This is a genomic window from Nocardia sp. NPDC004604 (assembly GCF_040609795.1).
Classification (GTDB): Bacteria; Actinomycetota; Actinomycetes; order Mycobacteriales; family Mycobacteriaceae; genus Nocardia.
Map to the genome: position 1 here is coordinate 28,684 of NZ_JBEXLC010000003.1, position 19,199 is coordinate 47,882.

The 19,199-nt window shown below is 65.6% G+C and carries 15 protein-coding genes and 1 tRNA gene; 9 read left to right on the forward strand and 7 right to left on the reverse strand.

All coding sequences use genetic code 11. The features are described 5' to 3' along the window. Positions 1-114: 114 nt before the first annotated feature. From ABZW16_RS02460 to ABZW16_RS02470, 3 genes are all read right to left on the reverse strand, one after another. The gene (locus ABZW16_RS02460) at positions 115-1,095 is read right to left on the reverse strand and encodes a ribose-phosphate diphosphokinase (RefSeq protein ID WP_354951356.1); all 981 of its coding nucleotides are present in this window, start codon (positions 1,093-1,095) and stop codon (positions 115-117) included. Next, positions 1,092-2,582 carry a bifunctional UDP-N-acetylglucosamine diphosphorylase/glucosamine-1-phosphate N-acetyltransferase GlmU gene (glmU, locus tag ABZW16_RS02465; protein ID WP_354951358.1) on the reverse strand — a complete coding sequence of 497 codons (1,491 nt, stop codon included), beginning with the start codon at positions 2,580-2,582 and terminating at the stop codon, positions 1,092-1,094. Before glmU ends, ABZW16_RS02460 begins: the two co-directional genes overlap by 4 nt. 71 nt (positions 2,583-2,653) lie before the next feature. Next, positions 2,654-2,724 (reverse strand) — tRNA-Gln (locus ABZW16_RS02470). Between the two features lie 311 nt (positions 2,725-3,035). Between ABZW16_RS02470 and ABZW16_RS02475 the strand changes: the two genes are divergently transcribed. From ABZW16_RS02475 to ABZW16_RS02500, 6 genes are all read left to right on the forward strand, one after another. Further along, positions 3,036-3,650: a TetR/AcrR family transcriptional regulator gene (locus tag ABZW16_RS02475; RefSeq protein WP_354951360.1), complete on the forward strand. Its 615-nt coding sequence runs from the start codon at positions 3,036-3,038 to the stop codon at positions 3,648-3,650. Positions 3,651-3,831: 181 nt separating this feature from the next. Next, positions 3,832-4,479, forward strand: coding sequence for a TetR/AcrR family transcriptional regulator (locus ABZW16_RS02480; protein WP_354951362.1), 648 nt, complete (start codon positions 3,832-3,834; stop codon positions 4,477-4,479). A gap of 162 nt (positions 4,480-4,641) precedes the next feature. Next, the gene (gene mfd / locus ABZW16_RS02485) at positions 4,642-8,253 is read left to right on the forward strand and encodes a transcription-repair coupling factor (protein ID WP_354951364.1); all 3,612 of its coding nucleotides are present in this window, start codon (positions 4,642-4,644) and stop codon (positions 8,251-8,253) included. A 227-nt stretch (positions 8,254-8,480) separates the two neighbouring features. Next, complete coding sequence (locus ABZW16_RS02490) at positions 8,481-9,113, forward strand: MazG family protein (RefSeq protein WP_354951598.1); 633 nt, start codon at positions 8,481-8,483, stop codon at positions 9,111-9,113. Positions 9,114-9,448: 335 nt separating this feature from the next. Beyond that, positions 9,449-10,540 (forward strand): glycerol dehydrogenase, encoded by a 1,092-nt coding sequence (locus ABZW16_RS02495; RefSeq protein ID WP_354951366.1) that lies wholly within the window; start codon positions 9,449-9,451, stop codon positions 10,538-10,540. A 190-nt stretch (positions 10,541-10,730) separates the two neighbouring features. Next, positions 10,731-11,684, forward strand: a complete 954-nt coding sequence (locus ABZW16_RS02500) for a phosphodiesterase (RefSeq protein WP_354951368.1) — start codon at positions 10,731-10,733, stop codon at positions 11,682-11,684. Here the strand turns inward: ABZW16_RS02500 and ABZW16_RS02505 are convergent. After that, positions 11,632-13,056: a stealth family protein gene (locus ABZW16_RS02505; protein WP_354951599.1), complete on the reverse strand. Its 1,425-nt coding sequence runs from the start codon at positions 13,054-13,056 to the stop codon at positions 11,632-11,634. The genes ABZW16_RS02500 and ABZW16_RS02505 overlap by 53 nt on opposite strands. 526 nt (positions 13,057-13,582) lie before the next feature. Between ABZW16_RS02505 and ABZW16_RS02510 the strand changes: the two genes are divergently transcribed. The 3 genes from ABZW16_RS02510 (at position 13,583) to ABZW16_RS02520 (ending at position 15,409) form a co-directional block, all read left to right on the forward strand. Beyond that, entirely contained in the window at positions 13,583-14,044 is a 462-nt protein-coding gene (locus ABZW16_RS02510; protein WP_354951369.1) for a flavodoxin domain-containing protein, read from the forward strand. 122 nt (positions 14,045-14,166) lie between these two features. Beyond that, the gene (locus tag ABZW16_RS02515; RefSeq protein WP_354951371.1) at positions 14,167-14,640 is read left to right on the forward strand and encodes a hypothetical protein; all 474 of its coding nucleotides are present in this window, start codon (positions 14,167-14,169) and stop codon (positions 14,638-14,640) included. 193 nt (positions 14,641-14,833) lie between these two features. Continuing rightward, positions 14,834-15,409 carry a TerD family protein gene (locus tag ABZW16_RS02520; protein WP_040695304.1) on the forward strand — a complete coding sequence of 192 codons (576 nt, stop codon included), beginning with the start codon at positions 14,834-14,836 and terminating at the stop codon, positions 15,407-15,409. Here the strand turns inward: ABZW16_RS02520 and ABZW16_RS02525 are convergent. From ABZW16_RS02525 to ABZW16_RS02535, 3 genes are all read right to left on the reverse strand, one after another. Continuing rightward, a complete protein-coding gene (locus ABZW16_RS02525) occupies positions 15,391-16,305 on the reverse strand; it encodes a putative PEP-binding protein (protein ID WP_354951373.1) in 915 nt (304 codons plus the stop codon). The two genes, ABZW16_RS02520 and ABZW16_RS02525, sit on opposite strands and share 19 nt — an antisense overlap. 253 nt (positions 16,306-16,558) lie before the next feature. Continuing rightward, complete coding sequence (locus ABZW16_RS02530) at positions 16,559-17,965, reverse strand: MATE family efflux transporter (protein WP_354951375.1); 1,407 nt, start codon at positions 17,963-17,965, stop codon at positions 16,559-16,561. A 193-nt stretch (positions 17,966-18,158) separates the two neighbouring features. After that, positions 18,159-19,193, reverse strand: a complete 1,035-nt coding sequence (locus ABZW16_RS02535) for a cysteine synthase family protein (RefSeq protein ID WP_354951377.1) — start codon at positions 19,191-19,193, stop codon at positions 18,159-18,161. Positions 19,194-19,199: the final 6 nt, after the last annotated feature.

Below are 19,199 nucleotides of genomic sequence, written 5' to 3' on the forward strand. Positions count from 1 at the left end.
AGCACATGGGTAACTCACCGGGCACGCCCAGAACGCAGCCGAGCACCTGACGCAGGACCTGAACGCAGGCCGTGCGGCTCCCAACTGGTATGGCCTAAATATTCGGGGAGGCGGTCAAGCGTTGCCGTTGAAAAGTCCGGTGACCGAACCGTTCTCGAAGACCTCGCGGATGGTGCGCGCCAGCAGCGGTGCGATCGACAGCACGGTCAGCTGCGGGAACTTCTTCTCCTCGCTGATCGGCAGCGTATTGGTGACCACGACCTCCTTGGCGCCGCAGCTGGCCAGGCGCTCGGCGGCCGGATCGCTCAGCACACCGTGCGTCGCGGCGATGACCACGTCACCGGCACCGGCGGCCTTGAGCACATTGACCGCGCCCGCGATGGTGCCACCGGTGTCGATCATGTCGTCGATCAGGATGCAGGTGCGGCCCTCGACCTCACCGACCACGCGATTGGCCTTGATCTGGTTGGGCACCAGCGGGTCGCGGGTCTTGTGGATGAATGCCAGCGGCGAGCCGCCCAGCGAGTCGGCCCACTTCTCGGCGACGCGCACGCGACCGGAGTCGGGGGAGACCACGGTGATGTGCTCGAGGCTGTAGTTGTTGCGCACATATTCGGCCAGCTGCAGCTGGGCGTGCATGTGATCGACCGGGCCGTCGAAGAAGCCCTGGATCTGATCGGTGTGCAGGTCGACGGTGATGATGCGGTCCGCGCCAGCGGTCTTCAGCAGATCGGCGACGAGGCGGGCGGAGATGGGCTCACGGCCGCGGTGCTTCTTGTCCTGACGCGCGTACGGGTAGAACGGCAGCACGGCGGTGATGCGCTTGGCCGAACCGCGCTTGAGCGCATCGATCATGATGAGCTGTTCCATCAGCCACTGGTTCAGCGGTGCCGGAAAGCTCTGCAGCACAAAGGCATCCGAGCCGCGGACGGATTCCTCGAAGCGGACGAAGATCTCGCCGTTGGCGAAGTCGCGCGCGGTCTGCGGAGTGACGTGGACGTCGAGTTCCTTGGCGACCTGCTCGGCCAGCTCAGGATGAGCGCGTCCCGAGAAGAGCATCAGGTTCTTCTGGTTGTCGATCCATGACGCGGTCACTGCTGTTTGCCATCCTTTTGCTCGATTGCCTGACCCGACATCTCTTTGGCCGCGATGGCTTCCGCCGCCGCACGCGCCGCGTCCGTCCCTGGACGGTGTCGCTGCACCCAGCCCTCAATATTTTTCTGCGGTCCGCCCGACACCGCCAGAGCCCCCGGCGGAACGCTTCTACGCAGCACAGTACCCGCCGCCGTATAGGCCCCGTCACCCACGGTCACCGGTGCGACGAACATGGTGTCGCTGCCGGTCCGCACATGCGAGCCGACCACCGTGTGATGCTTTTTCACACCGTCGTAATTGACGAAAACGCTCGAGGCGCCGATGTTGCTGTGCTCGCCGATGGTGGCATCGCCGACATAAGTGAGGTGCGGCACTTTCGAGTGCGCGCCGATCGAGGCATTCTTCGTTTCGACGAATGCGCCGAGCTTTCCGGAATCGCCGACCACGGTGCCGGGGCGCAGATAGCTGAAGGGCCCGATATTCGCGCCGGGACCGATCACGGCCTGATCACCGTGGGTCCGAACAACGCGCGCGCCGTCACCGACGACCACATCGGTGAGTGTGGAATCCGGTCCGACTACCGCATCCTCACCGATCACCGTGCCGCCGAGCAATTGCACGCCCGGCCGGATTTCAGCGTCCCTGGCGATCTGCACGCCCGCGTCCACCCAGGTGGTTGCGGGATCGATAATGGTGACCCCCGCGCGCATATGCCGTTCCAGGATGTAGCGATTCAGGGTGCGCGCCGCCTCCGACATCTGCACCCGGTCGTTGACGCCGGTGACCTTGGCCGCGTCCAGCAGCCGGGCGCCGTGCACCGGATGTCCGGCCTCGCGGGCCAGCCGCAGCACGTCGGTCAGGTACAGCTCGTGCTGGGCATTGGCGGTGGACAGGCGCCCGATCATGGTGCGCAGCACCGCCGCGTCGAAGGCGTAGACACCCGAGTTGACCTCGGTGATCGCCGACTGCTCCGGGGTGGCGTCGGCGTGTTCGACGATCTCGATGACCTGGCCCTTGGCATTGCGGACGATGCGGCCGTAGCCGTTCGCGTCGTCCGGCACGAAGGTCAGCACCGTGACCGCGGAGCGTTCGGGATAACTGCGGTGCTCGTCGAGCAGCGCGGACAGGGTGTGCCCGTCCAGCAGCGGCACGTCGGCGGAGGTAACCAGCAGGTCACCGGTGAAATCTGCCGGAACCGACGCCAGCGCGCACTGCACCGCGTGGCCGGTTCCGAGCTGTTCTTCTTGGATGGCGGTGGTGATGTCGCGGCCCAGTTCGGCGGCGACGTCGGCGACCGCTGCGCCGACTTGTTCGCGGTCGTGCCCCACCACGGTAATGAGGAACGCGGGGTCGATCTCGTTGGCCGCATGCAGCGCGTGCGCGAGCATGCTTCGACCGGCCAGCGAATGCAGCACTTTAGGAGTCTTCGACCGCATTCGCGTCCCGGCACCGGCTGCGAGAACGACGACGGCGGTCTGCTGTGGCATGGATCTCCCTCGGCTGCCTGTCATCGTGCCAGTGATGTGCGCGGCCAACGATAAGCCATCGTGCCGATGTGCTCCGCCGCCAGGACTCGAACCTGAACTATCTGAACCAAAATCAGAGGTGCTGCCATTACACTACGGCGGATTGTCACACCGGCGGATCTTGCGAAACCCGCCACTGTGCCAGCGGCACGGCATGAATCCTCGCATGCGGACCGCCGATTCGTCGAACTCCCGGGTGGAATTGGCTCCGTACGCCACTGATAACGTCTGGGACGGGGCCGACTGATTTCGCACGTACATGGGTAACTCGTCGGGGACGCCCAGAACCTGGCTCCGTACGCGACCTTCGGCCCGCAGCGAAAGCCTGGTTGCGCTCGACGACCGGCAAGAGACGCGGAGAGGCGGAGGAGCACGGTGTCTTCGGGTGAGCCGCCCAAGGTGTCCCGACCGCGGATGACGGGAACGCAGCGGCGGCAGCAGTTGATCGAGATCGGTCGTGCGCTGTTCGCCGAACGAGGGTACGACGCGACATCGATCGAGGAGATCGCGCAGCGGGCCCAGGTGTCCAAACCTGTGGTGTACGAACATTTCGGCGGCAAAGAGGGGCTCTACGCGGTGGTCGTCGACCGCGAGATGTCGATGTTGCTGGATATGATCACCTCCTCGCTGACCCAGAATCGGTCCCGGATCCGGCTCGAACAGGTCGCGCTCGCGCTGCTGACCTATATCGAGGAACGCACCGACGGATTCCGAATCCTGGTGCGCGACCAGCCCGCAGCCACGGCCGAGGGTCGCTACTCGAGTCTGCTCAATGAGGCAACCAATCAGGTCGCGCATATCCTCGCCGGTGATTTCGAGCGTCGTGGATTCGATACCAGCCTGACCGGTCTGTACGCACAGGCATTGGTCGGCATGGTGTCGACCGCCGCGACCTGGTGGTTGGACGAGCGCAAACCGTCGAAAGAGGTTGTGGCGTCACACCTGGTCAACCTGTGCTGGAACGGGCTCAGTCATTTGGAAGCCGATCCGCAGCTCAGCTCCGAATGGCGCGCCGGTACGGGAGACTGACCGCATTGGTAGCCAGTGAATTGCGCAGTGTGCCCGTCCGAATGCTCGAATTCGCTGGCGGGCGCCCACCTGGTGGTACGGTTCACCCATCCTCTGGGTGCTGTTCGGGCGGTAAGTCGGTCTACTTCGGGATGTCGGTCTACTTCAGGATGGCTGGTTTTAGGGATGACAGGCGGATCTGATGGCTAGGCAAGCGCGCGCGGAGATCACCCGCGATTCCGTCCTTGCGGGTGCTGCCGATGTCTTTCTGCGCTTGGGATATGCGAATGCGAGCCTGAGCGAGATCATCGCGCAGTCGAACGTGACCAAGGGCGCCTTGTACTTTCACTTCGGTTCGAAGGAAGAGCTGGCGCGCGCCGTGGTCGACCAGGGCAATGAGCGCCTGGTCAGTTCCTGCCAGGGCTTCTTCGATCCGAGGGTGCCCGCACTCGAGGCATGTATCGGGATCACCTATGTCGTCGCGGACCTATCCATGAACGATCCGATGGTCGGCGCGATGCTCAAGCTGACCCATCAGATCGGCGACTATCGCGGCGCCCAGGGTGACAATATCGCCAAGACCTGGGGCGATACCTACCGAGTTCTGGCCGAGCGGGCCATTGCCCAGGGCGATCTAGAGCCCGATCTGGACGCCGAGGTGATCGGCCTGCTGCTCCAGGAGATGACCGCGGGCGTGCACATCACGGCGGTCGGCACCGATTCCATGGATCAGATGGCGACCCGGATGGAACGGGCCTGGTACTTCCTGCTGCCCGCGATCGTGCCTCCGGAGAAACTCTCTTACTTCCGCGAATTCGCCGCCCGTCGCCTACGCCGCTACGTCCCGTAGGTCGGTCCGCACCGGTCCAGGCCGCGAACGGTGTCACCCTGCATTGGTAGGTTGTCTGGTGCCGACTGATTTCGTGAGCACATGGGTAACTCGCCGGGTACGCCCAGAACTCGACCACTCGGTTGGCCATCCGGAAACCCACCTGAGCTCAGGGAGTGTTTGATGCCCACCCACCGTCCACCTCTCGCGGGACTGGCCGCGGTGGCCGGGGCCGATTCCGCCTTGCGAACCGTCGCTGACCTGGTCGGCAAGTCGCCGGTCGAATTGGTCGGCCCGTCGGCGGTGCGACCGTTCGTCGCGGCGACCATCGCGGCGCAGCGGCCGCTGGTGGTGGTGACCGCGACCGGGCGCGAGGCCGATGATCTGACCGTCGAACTCGAAGAGATACTCGGCGCGGCGGTCGCGCAGTTCCCGTCCTGGGAGACGCTGCCGCATGAACGGCTGTCGCCGGGTGCGGACACCGTGGGACGCAGGCTGGAGGTTTTGCGGCGGCTTGCGCATCCGGAAGATGCGGTGTTCCCGGTGCCGTTGCGGGTCGTGGTGACCACCGTTCGTTCCCTGATGCAGCCGATGGCGGCGGGCCTCGGCGATATCGAGCCCATCGTGCTGCGCGTCGGCGCCGAATTCGATTTCGACGAATTGCTCATGCGCCTGGTCGAATTCGCCTATACCCGCGTCGATATGGTCGGCAAGCGCGGTGAGTTCGCGGTACGCGGCGGCATCCTCGACGTCTTCCCGCCGACCGCGGATCACCCGGTGCGCGTGGAGTTCTGGGGTGATGAGGTGACCGAGCTGCGGCCCTTCGCGGTCGCCGACCAGCGGTCGCTGACCGATGTGACGGTAGACGTCGTCGTGGCGCCGCCGTGTCGAGAACTTTTGCTCACCTCGGCCGTTCGCGAGCGCGCCGCCGAGGTCGCGGTGGCGAATGCCGCCGATGCCGCGCTGGTCGAGATGTTGGAGAAGCTGGCCCAGGGCATTCCGGTCGAGGGGATGGAGGCTCTGCTGCCGGTGCTCCAGCCCGGCGAATTGCGGCTGCTCACCGAGGTTTTGCCGGACGGAACCCAGGTGCTGCTGTGTGATCCGGAGAAGATCCGCACGCGGGCGGCGGATTTGGTGCGCACCGGCGAGGAGTTCCTGGAAGCCTCGTGGACCGCCGCTTCATTCGGTGGTGCGGCCCCGCTCGGCGGGCACGGGCTCGATCTGGCCGCCTCCGGCTACCGGGCGCTGCCGGAAATCCATGACAGCGCAAACCAGCACGGCCTGCCCTGGTGGAGTCTGAGCCCGCTGACATCCGGCGATCCCGCCGAGGTGGTGTTGCCGGTGCTGGCCGGTCCGGCGGCGCGCGGTTCCGATGAACTGGTGGCGACGATCTTCGCGTCCCTGCGCGCGCATGTGCTCACCGGCGGACGCGCGGTGGTGGTCGTTGCGGGTCACGGTACGGCGCAACGCATTCTGGAACGGCTCGCCGATGCCGAAGTGCCCGCCGCCGCATTGGCGGTCGCAGCCGAGCCGACGCCAGGACTGGTCGGTGTGCTGTGTGGTTCGCTGCACGACGGGTTGATCTTCGATGACGCCGGGCTGGTCGTGGTCGCCGAATCCGACCTCACCGGCAATCGGGTCACCGCACCGGCGGAGGGAAAGCGACTTCCGGCCAAGCGCCGCAACCAGGTCGACCCGCTGGCGCTGAGCGCGGGCGATATGGTCGTGCACGATCAGCACGGCATCGGCCGGTTCGTGGAGATGATCGAGCGCACCGTCGGCGGGGCCCGGCGCGAATACCTCGTCATCGAATACGCGCCCGGTAAACGCGGTCAGCCCGGCGACCGGCTGTTCGTGCCGATGGAATCGCTCGATCAACTCTCGCGCTATGTCGGCGGCGAGATGCCGAGCCTGTCCAAACTCGGCGGCTCCGACTGGGCGAATACCAAACGCAAGGCGCGCAAGGCGGTTCGCGAGATCGCCGGTGAACTGGTGCAGCTGTACGCGGCGCGCCAGGCCGCGCCGGGGCATGCGTTCGGTCCGGATAGTCCGTGGCAGAAGGAGATGGAGGACGCGTTCGCGTTCACCGAGACCGTTGACCAGATGACCGCCATTGCCGAGGTGAAATCGGATATGGAGAAGCCGGTCCCAATGGACCGCGTGGTCTGCGGTGATGTCGGCTACGGCAAGACCGAAATCGCCGTGCGCGCCGCGTTCAAGGCGGTGCAGGACGGTAAGCAGGTCGTCGTGCTGGTGCCGACAACCCTACTGGCGCAACAGCATCTGCAGACCTTCGCCGAACGCGTCGCGGGATTCCCGGTGACGGTGAAGGGACTGTCGCGTTTCACCCATCCGGGCGAATCCCGCGCGGTGCTGGAGGGGATGGCGGACGGGTCCGTCGATATCGTGGTCGGCACGCACCGCCTGCTGCAGACCGGCGTGCGGTGGAAGGATCTCGGCCTGGTCGTCGTCGACGAGGAACAGCGCTTCGGTGTCGAGCACAAGGAGCACATCAAGGCGCTGCGCACCCATGTGGATGTGCTGACCATGTCGGCCACCCCGATTCCGCGCACCCTGGAGATGAGTCTGGCTGGCATCCGCGAGATGTCGACCATTCTCACCCCGCCGGAGGAACGCCATCCGGTGCTCACCTACGTCGGCGGCTATAACGATAAGCAGGTCACCGCGGCCATCCGGCGCGAACTGCTGCGGGACGGCCAGGTCTTCTATGTGCACAATCGGGTCTCCTCGATCGACAAGGCGGCCAAGCGAATTCGGGATCTGGTGCCCGAGGCGCGGGTGGTGGTCGCGCACGGTCAGATGAACGAGGACATGCTAGAGCAAACAGTGCAAGGGTTTTGGCAACGTGAATTCGATGTGCTGGTCTGTACGACCATTATCGAAACCGGTCTCGATATCTCGAATGCGAATACCTTGATCGTGGAACGTGCCGACGCCCTCGGTCTTTCGCAGCTGCACCAGTTGCGTGGTCGGGTCGGCCGCAGCCGAGAGCGCGGGTACGCGTATTTCCTCTACCCGCCGGAGAAGCCGCTCACCGAGATGGCCTACGACCGGCTCGCCACCATTTCCCAGAACTCCGATCTCGGTGCGGGTATGGCCGTTGCCATGAAGGACCTCGAAATTCGCGGTGCGGGAAATGTGCTCGGCGCCGAACAGTCCGGTCACGTGGCCGGTGTCGGATTCGATCTGTACGTGCGACTGGTCGGTGAGGCGGTGGAGGCGTATCGCGCCGCCGCCGACGGAAAGCCGATCCTCACCGAGGAGGTCAAGGAGGTTCGCATCGACCTCCCGGTGGACGCGCATATTCCGCCCGACTACATCACCAGTGACCGGCTCCGGCTGGAGGCCTACCGGAAACTGGCTGCCGCACAGGATCATCCGGCGCTGGAGTCGGTTGTCGAGGAGCTCGTCGACCGCTACGGCCCGCTGCCGGTCGAGGTCGGCAGGCTGGTCTCGGTGGCCAAGCTGCGGCTGCTCGCGCGCGAGTACGAGGTCACCGAAATTGCGGTCACCGGAACCACCTTGAAGGTTTCGCCGCTGAGTCTGCCCGATTCCAAGCAGATGCGTTTGAAGCGTCTGTACCCCAGTGCGGGCTATCGCGCCGCCAGTGGTGTCGTGCAGCTGCCGCTGCCCCGGGTCGAGGACAGTGTCGGTGCGGACCGGGTCCGCGATCTGGTGCTGCTGCAGTTCGTGGCCGACCTGCTGCTCCAGTTGGACGGAAAGCCGAAGGGATTCGTCGATCTTCGGGTTGCCACCGAGGTCGCGGCTCGATGAGTTCGGATCGTGAGGAGGCCGTGCTGCGCGCCGCTCGATATGCGGCGGCGGCGGCGGGCAAGGCGAACGGTATTGATCACCGGGAGTCCGAGGCAGTTAACGGCAATGGTTCCGCCGACTCGGGACAAATGGATGACGGCGATCTGGGCACCGGATCGGCCTCCGATGAATCCGGCCGCACCGATGCCGCTGTGGTGGCGGCCGGTTTGGCCGGAGCCGTCGAGGTCATGGATCGCCTGTGGAAGTTCGGCGGTTGGGAGGTAACCCAAACCCACGATTCCCTGCGTCCCTACCTGCTCGAGGAAACCTACGAACTCCTCGACGCCATCCAGCACAACGACGCCGAAACCATCAAGGAAGAACTCGGCGATCTGCTACTGCAGGTCTTGTTCCACTCCCGAATCGCCCAGGCCGCAGGCGAATTCACCGTCGACGATGTCGCCGCCGCGCTTGTCGCCAAACTCGTCAACCGCAGCCCCCACCTGGTCGACGAGCCCATCGATCCAACGGCGACCGTCGCCGAAAAGATCGCCGCCCAGGAAAAGGCTTGGGAAGAGCGCAAATCCGCCGAAAAGTCCCGCCGCTCCTGCCTCGACGGCATAGCCATGGCCCAACCCGCCCTCGCCCTTGCCGAAAAAATCCGCTCCCGCAGCCTCAAGGCAGGCCTCCCCGAAGACCTCATCCCCGGCGAACTGCGCGTCATCCACCTCGGCGGCGCCGACAGCGCCGAAGAACGCCTCCGCAAGGCAACCCTGACCTTCGCCTCCGAAATCCGCGCGGCGGAAGATGCGGCCGAGGCCGCGCGGGGTGAACGTGCCCCGCTGTCCGACGACGACTGGCGCGATTACTGGCCGCGATAGACGGGGTTTATGCGCTCGGCTGAGTCAGGCTCGGCCTCGAGTGTGCCGACAGCACCCAGAGATCGTCGGCGCGACTGCTGATCGGAGTGATCGAAAAGGGTGGGCAGGTCGGTCGACACAGGAGCCAGCTCCGGATCCTCGGTCACTTCGTCGGTCTATGAAGTCCAGCGACCGCGGCCAGCCCGTTCCAACCGTGCCGATGTTTCATCGGCTCAACCGAGGCCGGAGCGGATGTCGTGCGCGTAGCGTTGCCCATACGAGCGGCTGTCGGGCAGCGGGTGGTGTGCGGGCGATTCGGCGCTATCGACGGTGCCCCGGATCGGGAGGTGGGCCAGATGCTGAGTGTGTTTTCTTCGCCGGGGCATTACGTGCAGGGGCGGGATGCTACTGCGGCGCTCGGGGCGGAGATGACGAGGTTGGGGATCGGGGGGCCGGTGACGATTGTGGCGGGGGGTAGTGCGTATCGGTTGTTGGCCGATGCGTGGCGGGAGTCGCTTACCGAGGCGAAGATCGAGTACTCGGTGCATCGGTCCGGGGGTGAGTGCAGTCGGGCGGAGATCGCGCGGGTGACCGCGGCGGTGCAGGAGAGTGGGAGCACCGTGGTGTTGGGGGCGGGTGGCGGCAAGGTGCTCGATACAGCGCGGGCGGTGGCCGATGATCTGGATCTGCCGATGATCAGTTGTCCGACGGCGGCGTCGAGTGATGCGCCGTGCAGTGCGCTGTCGGTGATCTACACCGACAGTGGGGAATTCGAGGCTTATCAGTTGGTGCGGCGGAATCCGGCGATGGTGCTGGTGGATACCTCCGCCATCGCGCAGGCGCCGGCCCGGCTGCTCACCGCGGGGATGGGTGATGCGCTGGCGACCTGGTTCGAGGCGCGGACCTGCAGTGCCGCACGGGTGCGGAATATGCGCGGCGGTGCCTCCACCCGCAGCGCCACCGCATTGGCCGAACTCTGCTACCGCACCTTGCTCGCCGACGGTTTCCAAGCCCTGACCGCGGTCCGCAATCACACCGTCACTCCGGCACTGGAGCGCATAGTCGAGGCGAATACCCTGCTCTCCGGCCTCGGCTTCGAATCCTCCGGCCTCGCCGCCGCCCACGCCATCCACAATGGCCTCACCGCCGCCCCACAGACCCACCCCTACCTACACGGCGAGAAGGTCGCCTTCGGCGTACTCACCCAACTGGTGCTGGAAGGCGCACCCGCCGAAGAGATTTCAACGGTTCTCGACTTCTGCACAACGGTCGGCCTACCGACCACCTTGGCCGCACTCGGCCTGGCCGACGCCGATCCCCGGACCCTGACCGCGATCGCCGAACGCACCATCGCCCCCGGCGAAACCATCCACAACGAGCCCTTCACTGTCGACGCCCCAATGGTCCTCGACGCCCTCCGCACCGCCGACGCCCTCGGCACCCACTGAGCACCAAAATCATGACAGCGACGGCCTACCTGCTCGAGGGGCGCTGTCGGTGATCGACACCGAACTCTCACCTACCCGCAAGCATGTTGTCACCGTGCGTCGGGAATTCTGTCAATAGGTCGTCGCTATCCTGGCGATGGAACCCGAAGCCAATGGCGGGCAAATCCGCCGGGGAAGGACGTTCGGTTCGGTGCCCATCAGCAGAGTCGCGGAGCACCCGCGACCGAATCATGTGCTGTTCCACTTCAGCGATACCCACTTGATCGGCGGTGACAGCGCGCTCTACGGCGACGTGGACGCTGATCAGCGATTGCGACAGTTGCTCGACCAGGCTGCGGCCAGCCGGATCCGGCCCACCGCGCTGGTATTCACCGGTGACCTCACCGATCAGGGCGAACCGGACGCCTACGCGAAGTTGCGCGCCATGGTCGAGCCCTTCGCGCGCCAATTGCGCGCGCCGATCGTATGGGTCACCGGCAATCATGACGATCGCGGTGAGCTGCGCCGGACCCTGCTCGGTGAGCACCCGTCGACGAAGCCGCTGGACCGGGTGCACATGATCGACGGCTTGCGAATCATCGCCCTGGACACCACCGTTCCCGGCCACCACTACGGCGAGATCCGCGACGAGCAGCTGGCCTGGCTGCGCTCGGTACTGGCCGAACCCGCTCCGTTCGGCACCATCCTGGCCATGCACCACCCGCCGGTGCCCTGCGTTCTCGATCTCGCGGTCACCGTGGAACTACGCGATCAGCGCAGGCTGGCCGATGTGCTCGACGGCAGCGATGTACGCGCGATTCTGGCTGGGCATCTGCACTTTTCGACCAGCGCCACGTTCGCGGGCATTCCGGTTTCGGTCGCCTCGGCGACCTGCTACAGCCAGGATCTGGCGGTTGCCGAGGGTGGGCTGCGCGGCCGCGACGGCGCGCAGGCCTTCAACTACGTGCACATCTACCCGGACACCATTGTCCACTCGGTGGTCCCGATCGATCGCGGCCCGACCGTAGGCTCCCCGGCCACCCCGCAGGAGGCGGCGCGGAAGCTGGCCGAGGAGGGCATCGTGATTCCGCCGGCCGCGCGCATTCCGCGGGTTATGCGGCGCCCGGAGCAGAGTCCGGAATCTGATGACGAGGCTGTGCACTGACCTGTTCCCATGGCGCGCGATCCGGGAAGTAGGCGGACAGGAACTCCGAGACCGCGCGCACCCGGTCCGCCTCGGTGACCTCGGGAAAGCTGCCGTCGTTGAGGCAGAAGAAGTCGACGTCGCGATGTTCGGCGAGTCCGTCCAGCAGCGCGAGCCCGCGTTGGCTCGTGGTGTCGACGTAGCGCATCCGCACCATCTCCTGGGGCACGGCCCGCCCGGTGAGCATCGCGTAATAGTGATAGAGCGAGTTGGTCACCGAAATATCGGTGGCCGCCCGGAATCTGCTGGCCCGCGTCCGCGCGAAATCGGCCGCGAATTCCTGCTCCATCTCGAGTAATACGCTGCGCCGCAATGGAACCGGGGTGTGCTCCAGATGCCGGGCGATGACATGTCCGAACCGCCCGGCCAGCAGTTCCCGATTCACCCGGGCGGCATTCTCGAAACCGCTGCGCCGGTCGTTATTTCGGCCCGGTCCGATCCGGGTGCCCGCCTCGATGAAGCGGCTCACCCCGGCCGGGGTGAAGAACGTCGAGGGACGCACTGGCCGCGCGAAGAACATATCGTCATTGGAATACAGGAAGTGCTCGCTGAGTCCATCGATATGCTGCAGTTGGCATTCCACCGCATGGGAATTGAAGGTGGGCAGCCCGCTGGTATCGCTGAAGTGATCGACCGCGCGCACCACCGTCACCCGCGGATGTTCGTCGAGCCAGTGCGGCACCGGCGAGTCGGTGGCGATGAAGATCCGGCGGATCCACGGCGCGTTCTTGTTTATCGAGCGAAGCGCGTACTTCAATTCGTCGATCTGGCGGATTCTGGCATCGGCGTCATCGCCCTCGCCGACCACCACCTGGGCCAGCATGCCCGCACGGCGGGCCCGGAATTCGGGATCGGAGCCGTCGACCCAGGAGAACACCAGGTCGATATCGAATCCGATATCGGTCGGCTGCGGTGCGAACATATCGGTCAGCGTCGGCCACTGGCGATCGAACAGCCGGATTTGCGTGCGCTCGACATCGGCGAGGTCGAAGACATTGCGGGTGAAGGCATTCGGGCGCGGGCATTCGACCGTGTCGCCGTGGTACTCCCACAACTCCAGATCCACATAATGCGCCGGATCGGCATCGCGACTGAAGCGGAGAACGTTGTGCAGCACTTCATTACAGACGAAACCCGTGGCGATCGCGGCGGCCGTCACCCGGCGCACCATCGCCCGGTGCGCCGCATCCGCGGCCAATGCGAGCCGATGTTCGCTATCGCGGATGAGCAGGAACGGCACCTCCGCGGCCGCCAACTCACCCCGCAGATATCCCAGGTCGTCCAGCATCGCGGGCGAGACGACGAGATTGCCCGCCGTCGGCCATGCGACCATGTCGACCGCTCCGGAATCCATTGCCCCCATATCAACCATGTGTCTGCTCCGCGTCCGAATTTGTGCCGAATGTCCCGTGGTACCGCGCTACAACCCGGGCTGTGCTCCGGGCGGCGCCATCGACGCCGTCCTCGGATGCCGCGCCCGGCGCGGCCGAATTCAGAAGTTCGGGACCAGGCCGTAGTGCAGGAACGAAGTGATCAGCCGAGTCTCAGACGATCGGTACACCATGTCGTTCTCACCTCACTCACGGCCGGACGCCATCGCGTCTATTGGGGGGAGTGCTGTCGGTACGAGCACGGCACGGCGGCCGAGCGTGATCGGAAACAGCACACCGGCCGGACAGTCATTGGCCGACGGATGGAGAAGTCCCTGATGAACAAGGGGCTGTCAGAAATGATGCATCGACCGTGTCGACCCGTCAATCCGGACACAACGCTGGTGTCCCGGACGGACTATTGGGTACGATTGTCCCATTGAAATTAGGGTAGCCTTACCGCATAATCCTCGAGGAAGGAGCGCGGAAGTGCGGGTAGTCATTCTGTTCGGTTCGGAGATGGGCACGGCCGAGGCTGCCGCGGAGTGTGTGGCGGATGAGCTAGCGGCCGCGTATGACGTGTCGGTCCACGATATGGCCGACTTCGATATCGACGAGCTGGACGCCGGTGACTTCCATGTCGTCATCTGCTCGACCTATGGCGACGGCGAATTGCCGACCGGCGCCGAACCCTTCTTCGATGCACTCGAAGCCCGCAAGCCGGACCTTACGGGACTGAACTTCGCGGTCTTCGGCCTCGGCGACTCGGTTTACGGTGACACCTTCAATCGCGGTGGTGAGATCGCCGCCGAACTGCTCGCGGCTCGCGGAGCGGCTCAGATCGGCGCGCACGGTCGACATGACGCGTCATCGGAGATTCGCGTCCAGGATATGGTCCGCGACTGGGCCAAGGCGCTGCCCATCCCCAGCCCCGCCGCACTGGCGTCCTGAGAGGTGCCTGAGAGCACTTCGGACAAAGGTCGCAGCGCCAGCGGACAAGGGACACAGCGCCTTAGACTTGCAAGCGACGCGGCACAGCCCGCCGCGTTGCATCGATCCATGAGGTGACGAAGATGGCAGCCGGAGCCAGCCCTGTGCAACGTCAAGACCACTCGACCGATCATCCCGAACTGGACGTGCTCCCGGAATGGCCCCAGGAGACGATCGCGGTGCTGGTCACCACCGATCCAGCGCCGCATGCGATTCCGGTCTCCTGGCCGGTGCGCGCGGGCGACCGGCGCATTCTGATCAGCCTCAAATTCGATCGCGGTTCGCTGGCCCGGTTGCGGGAGCAGCCCGATGTCGCCCTGCTGATTCTCGGCGGCGGCAATGTCGCGCTGTGCGCGCGAGGTCGGGCGAAGGTCATCGCCGAGGAAATGCCCGGCGCGACAGACTATGTGGCGGTGCAGATCGATGTCGAGGTGATCGACGATCACCGGCAGTCGGCATTCGCGGTTGCGAACGGTATCGAGCGCACCGTGCTCGATGCGAGCGAACTGCATGCGCTCGAAGGGCGCGTGCAGACGCTGCGCGCGTGGGCCGACTAGCGACTTGCTCGCGGGTCGCTCGAAAGGTGTCACTGGTGGTCGCTCGTAGGTCGTTCGACCAGGCTGCTGGCGACCGCTTGCAGGTTGCTCGAAAGGGTCGGCCTGCCAGAACTGAACCGGCGCAACACGTCCGGGACAGAGTAATAATCGTGCAGATGAAAGGCGGCGCGAACGCGTCGAATGGAAGGGGATCATGAGCGTCACATTGGCCAAAGGCGGAAATGTCTCGCTGTCGAAGCAGGCGGCCAACCTCACCAAGGTAGCGGTGGGGCTGGGCTGGGATGTGCGAACGACCACCGGGGCCGACTACGACCTCGATGCGAGTGCGCTCGCCACCGGGCCGAATCAGCGGGTGCTTTCCGATCAGCATTTCGTGTTCTACAACAATCTGCGTTCGCCCGAGGGCACGATCGAGCACACCGGTGACAATCTCACCGGCGAGGGCGAAGGCGATGACGAGGTGATCAATGTCGACCTGGCGGCGACGCCACCGACGATCACCAATATCTTCTTTCCGGTCTCCATCCACGACGCCGATGCGCGGGGACAGTCGTTCGGCCAGATTCGCAATGCCTACATTCGCGTGGTGGACGCGACCACGGGCGCCGAGCTGGCCCGGTATGACCTCACCGAGGATGCGTCCACCGAGACCGCCATGGTGTTCGGGGAGTTGTACCGGTACGGCAACGAGTGGAAGTTCCGCGCCATCGGTCAGGGATATGCCTCCGGACTCGCGGGTATCGCCCGCGATTACGGCGTCAACGTCTGATAGGCCTGCGGGTGGTCGGGATCGGAACCGGCCGCCCGCTCGGCCTCGAACACCGCGATGGCGGCACGGGTCTTGCGCTTGATCGCTTGCAGCACATCCAGATCCGGCAGCTCCGCGAACTGGTCACCCAGCAGTTCGGGGAGGTCGGAATAGTGCAGTACGCATTCGTCGACGCCGAGGTTCGCACAGGCCGCGACCAGGTCCGGATGCAGATAGCCCGCCACCGCGGTCCGCACGCCCGCGGCCGCGGCCACCATGGTGACGCGTTCGATCGCGCGCAGCAGCGGCGGAACGGGGCGCACCGGTTGCAGTGTGGTGCGGTCTTGGCCGAGTAGCAGCGAGGACAGATCGTTGCAGCCGATCACCACCCGTGACACCCCGGTGGTGACGACACGATCGACCTCGAGCAGCAGCGACGGGATCTCGATCATGGTGGCCATCGGGCACTCGCCGATTACGGCCCTGGTTTGCTCGATGGCCCACTGCAATTCGTCGACATAGGTGACGAAGGGGAACAGCACGCCGATATCCGCGCCCTCGTCGCGCACCTGTGCGATGCCCTCGAGTTCCGCGATGAATGCCTCGGGAAAGCGGCGGGCCCGGCGAATGCCGCGCAGGCCGAGGAGTTTGTTCGGCTCGATGATGATCTCTTCGACGCCGTCGAGGATGTTGCATTCGGCGGTATCGGCTTCCATGGTGCGATACCAGATGGTCCCGGTCGCACGTTTGGCGATATGGCGCAGATAGGGCACCAGATAACCCGAAACGGATTCGGGCGTCGGGTATTTCCCGGCGGCGCGGAATACGTACTCGCCGCGCACCATGCCGACGCCGTCGAAATGGTCCAGCAGTTCAGCGGAGACCCGCTCACAACTCAATGCCAGGCTCTGCCGCATTCCGGCACGCTATCAGGTTGCTGCACAACACTTTCGGCCGCCCGCCCAAAAGCCCCGCGGCTGCCCTTGCTGTCGGGGTTCGCACCGCTTCGATGCCGCTGCAAGCGGTGCGAACTCCGCGAAAGTGCGGCATCTCGCACGATCGTGAGTGTGCGCGATGGCGAGCCGGCTGCTGGGTGGTCGAGAGTCGCACCCTTGTCGGTATCCGCACCCTCGGTGGCGCTGATCCCGGGTGCGGATTTCGTCGGGGCGATCATGTGGGGGTGGGCAGGGATTGGGGGAGGGGGTGGGGGCTGGCCTGTTCGGCGGTGTCGAGCAGGGTGAAGTAGCGGCGGAGCATGAGGGCGGCGGTGGTGGCCAGGCCCGCGGTCAGGCCCCACCACACGCCAGCGGCCCCGAGGCCGACGGGGAAAGCAAGCAGGAGGGCGGTGGGCAGGCCGACGAGCCAGTAGCCGACCAGGGACAGGCGGAAGCCCGCCTTCGTCTCCTTCAGGCCGCGCAGCAGGCCGGTGCCGATGTTCTGTGCGGCATCGAAGAACTGGAGCACGATGCCGATGAGCAGCAGCGAGCGGGCCAATTCGATTGTCGCGGTGTCACCGGGTTCGAGGAAGGGGCTCAGCACGAGCCTCGGCGCGACGATATAGGCCACGCCGGTGACCGCGGCGACAATGCCCGCATGTTGCAGCGCCAGCCAGGCCAGTGCGCGGGCGTGGCCGAATTCGTCGCGGGCGACGGCATGGCTGACCAGGATGGACGCGCCGTGGGACAGGCCGATCGCGATCTGGAAGACGATGTAGATGATCTGGTAGACGACATTGTGCGCCGCCAGCGCGGCCGGTCCGATACTGCCCATCACCAGGGCGAGCACGGAGAACATGCCCGCCTCCGAACCGTAGGTGAGCGCGATCGGCGCACCGAGCTTCAATTCGGCCCGGATGGTCGGCGTGTGCACCGGCCATGGGCGCAGCGGCAGGGTGGCGCCGAGTTCGGTATCGGCGCGCACCATCGCCAGGAAGCTGCCGAAGGTGATCAGGAAGACCAGTGAGGTCGCGATGCCGATGCCGGTAAGTCCCAGCGCGGGCAGTCCGGCCCAGCCGTGGATGAAGGCAAGGGCCAGTACCAGATTCAGCGCCACCGAACCGAGGGTGACCAAGAGCAGCGCCTGTGGGCGTTGCATGCCGACGGTGTACTGGCGCAGCACCTGGAACCACAGGCAGGGCAGCAGTCCCGGCGCGAGTGCGATCATCAGCGGTCGCGCATCGGCCAGCACCCCGGCGTCCTGACCGAGCCATTGCAGCGCCCAGCCGAGTCCGACCAGCACCGCACCGCCGATGATTCCGGCGACGGTGGCGATCAGAAAACTCGACCGCACGATGTCGCGCACCTCCCGATCCGCGGACTCACCACGCTTATCGGCCGCGCTCACCGAGCCCGCGATCTGATTGCCGGTCCCGGTGATCAGGCCGACGCACATGGTGCGAATCTGGTTGAACAGCACCATCGCGAGTCCACCCGCCGCGACCGCGCGCACACCGAGAGTGCCCATCAACGCGATATTCGTGGTCGACACGGCAATCTGTGCCAACTGTGTCAGTGCAATCGGCGCCGCCAACGCCGTGAGCTGCCGTCCGTCGGCACGGAAGGCGGACAGATTCACCATTCGAACTCCATCGGTCGACTCTCGGAACCGATCGTCACGGGTTGCATCCCGACTCTTCCCTCTCGGAAAATTAGGCTACCCAAACCTAAATGCGTGATGATCATTTCAGGAGAACGGCGTACTGCGCAACGGTGACCGAGTGCATCCGGTGCCGCCTCGATGGCCCCGCACCCGAGCGCGGTGCGCAGGTACGTCATCGCACCTCGACCAATTGCCCTTGGCGCGCGGCCGGAGCGTAGCGGTCGAGCATCTCGCGCACTTCGCGTTCGGTGGCGGCGTCGAGGAGGTCGCGATCGCGCATCCAGTCGTCGTCGAAGACGGTGTCCAGGTACTTCTCGCCGCCGTCGCAGACGAGGGTGACCACGGTCGAGCCGGGCGGGAAGTCTTCGAGACGGGTCAGTGCGGCGTGCACGGAGCCACCCGCGGAGCCGCCGATCATCAGTCCGAGTTCGGCCGCGATGGCGCGGGCGGTGGCGAAGGCCGCGATATCGGAAACCTTGACGCCCTCGTCGAGCAGCGAATAGTCGACGGCGGTGCCGATGGTGGCACCGGGCGGGGTGCCGGTGCCGGACTGCCAGTAGGGCCCGCCCGGCCCGCCGAACGCGATCGAGCCGACGGGTTCCACGCCGATCACCCGCGGCGTGCAGCCGAGTTGGCGCAGCCGGGTCGCGGTACCGAACAGCGAACCTCCGGTGCCCACCGCGGAGAGCAGGATATCGACGCGGTCCACATCCTCCAGCAATTCCTCGGCGACCGCGTAGTAGCCGACCGCATTGGCGTCATTGTTGTGCTGTTCGGTGAAGTAGGCGCCCGACTGCGCGGCGGCCATCGCCTCGGCCAGGTCCTCCCGCGCCGAGGTGGCCAGATTGTCGTCGCCCTCATCGGCGACGAATACCAGTTCCGCACCCATTGCTCGCATCGCGCGCAGCTTGTCCTTGCATGCGTGGTGATCGACCACCGCGGTGAAGCGATACCCACGTTCGGCAGCTACTACCGCGAGGCCGAGCCCGGTGTTTCCGGATGTCGACTCGATAATATGCCCGCCAACGTTCAGCAAACCCCGGCGTTCGGCGTCGTCGACCATCGCGCGCGCCATCCTGATCTTGGCCGCACCCGTCGGATTGAACTGCTCGAGCTTGAGCAGCAGCCGGGTACCGGTCGCGGTGGTCGCGAGTTCGAACAGCGGGGTGCGGCCGATCAGATCCGTCACGCGCGTGACGAGCGGCATGGAGGT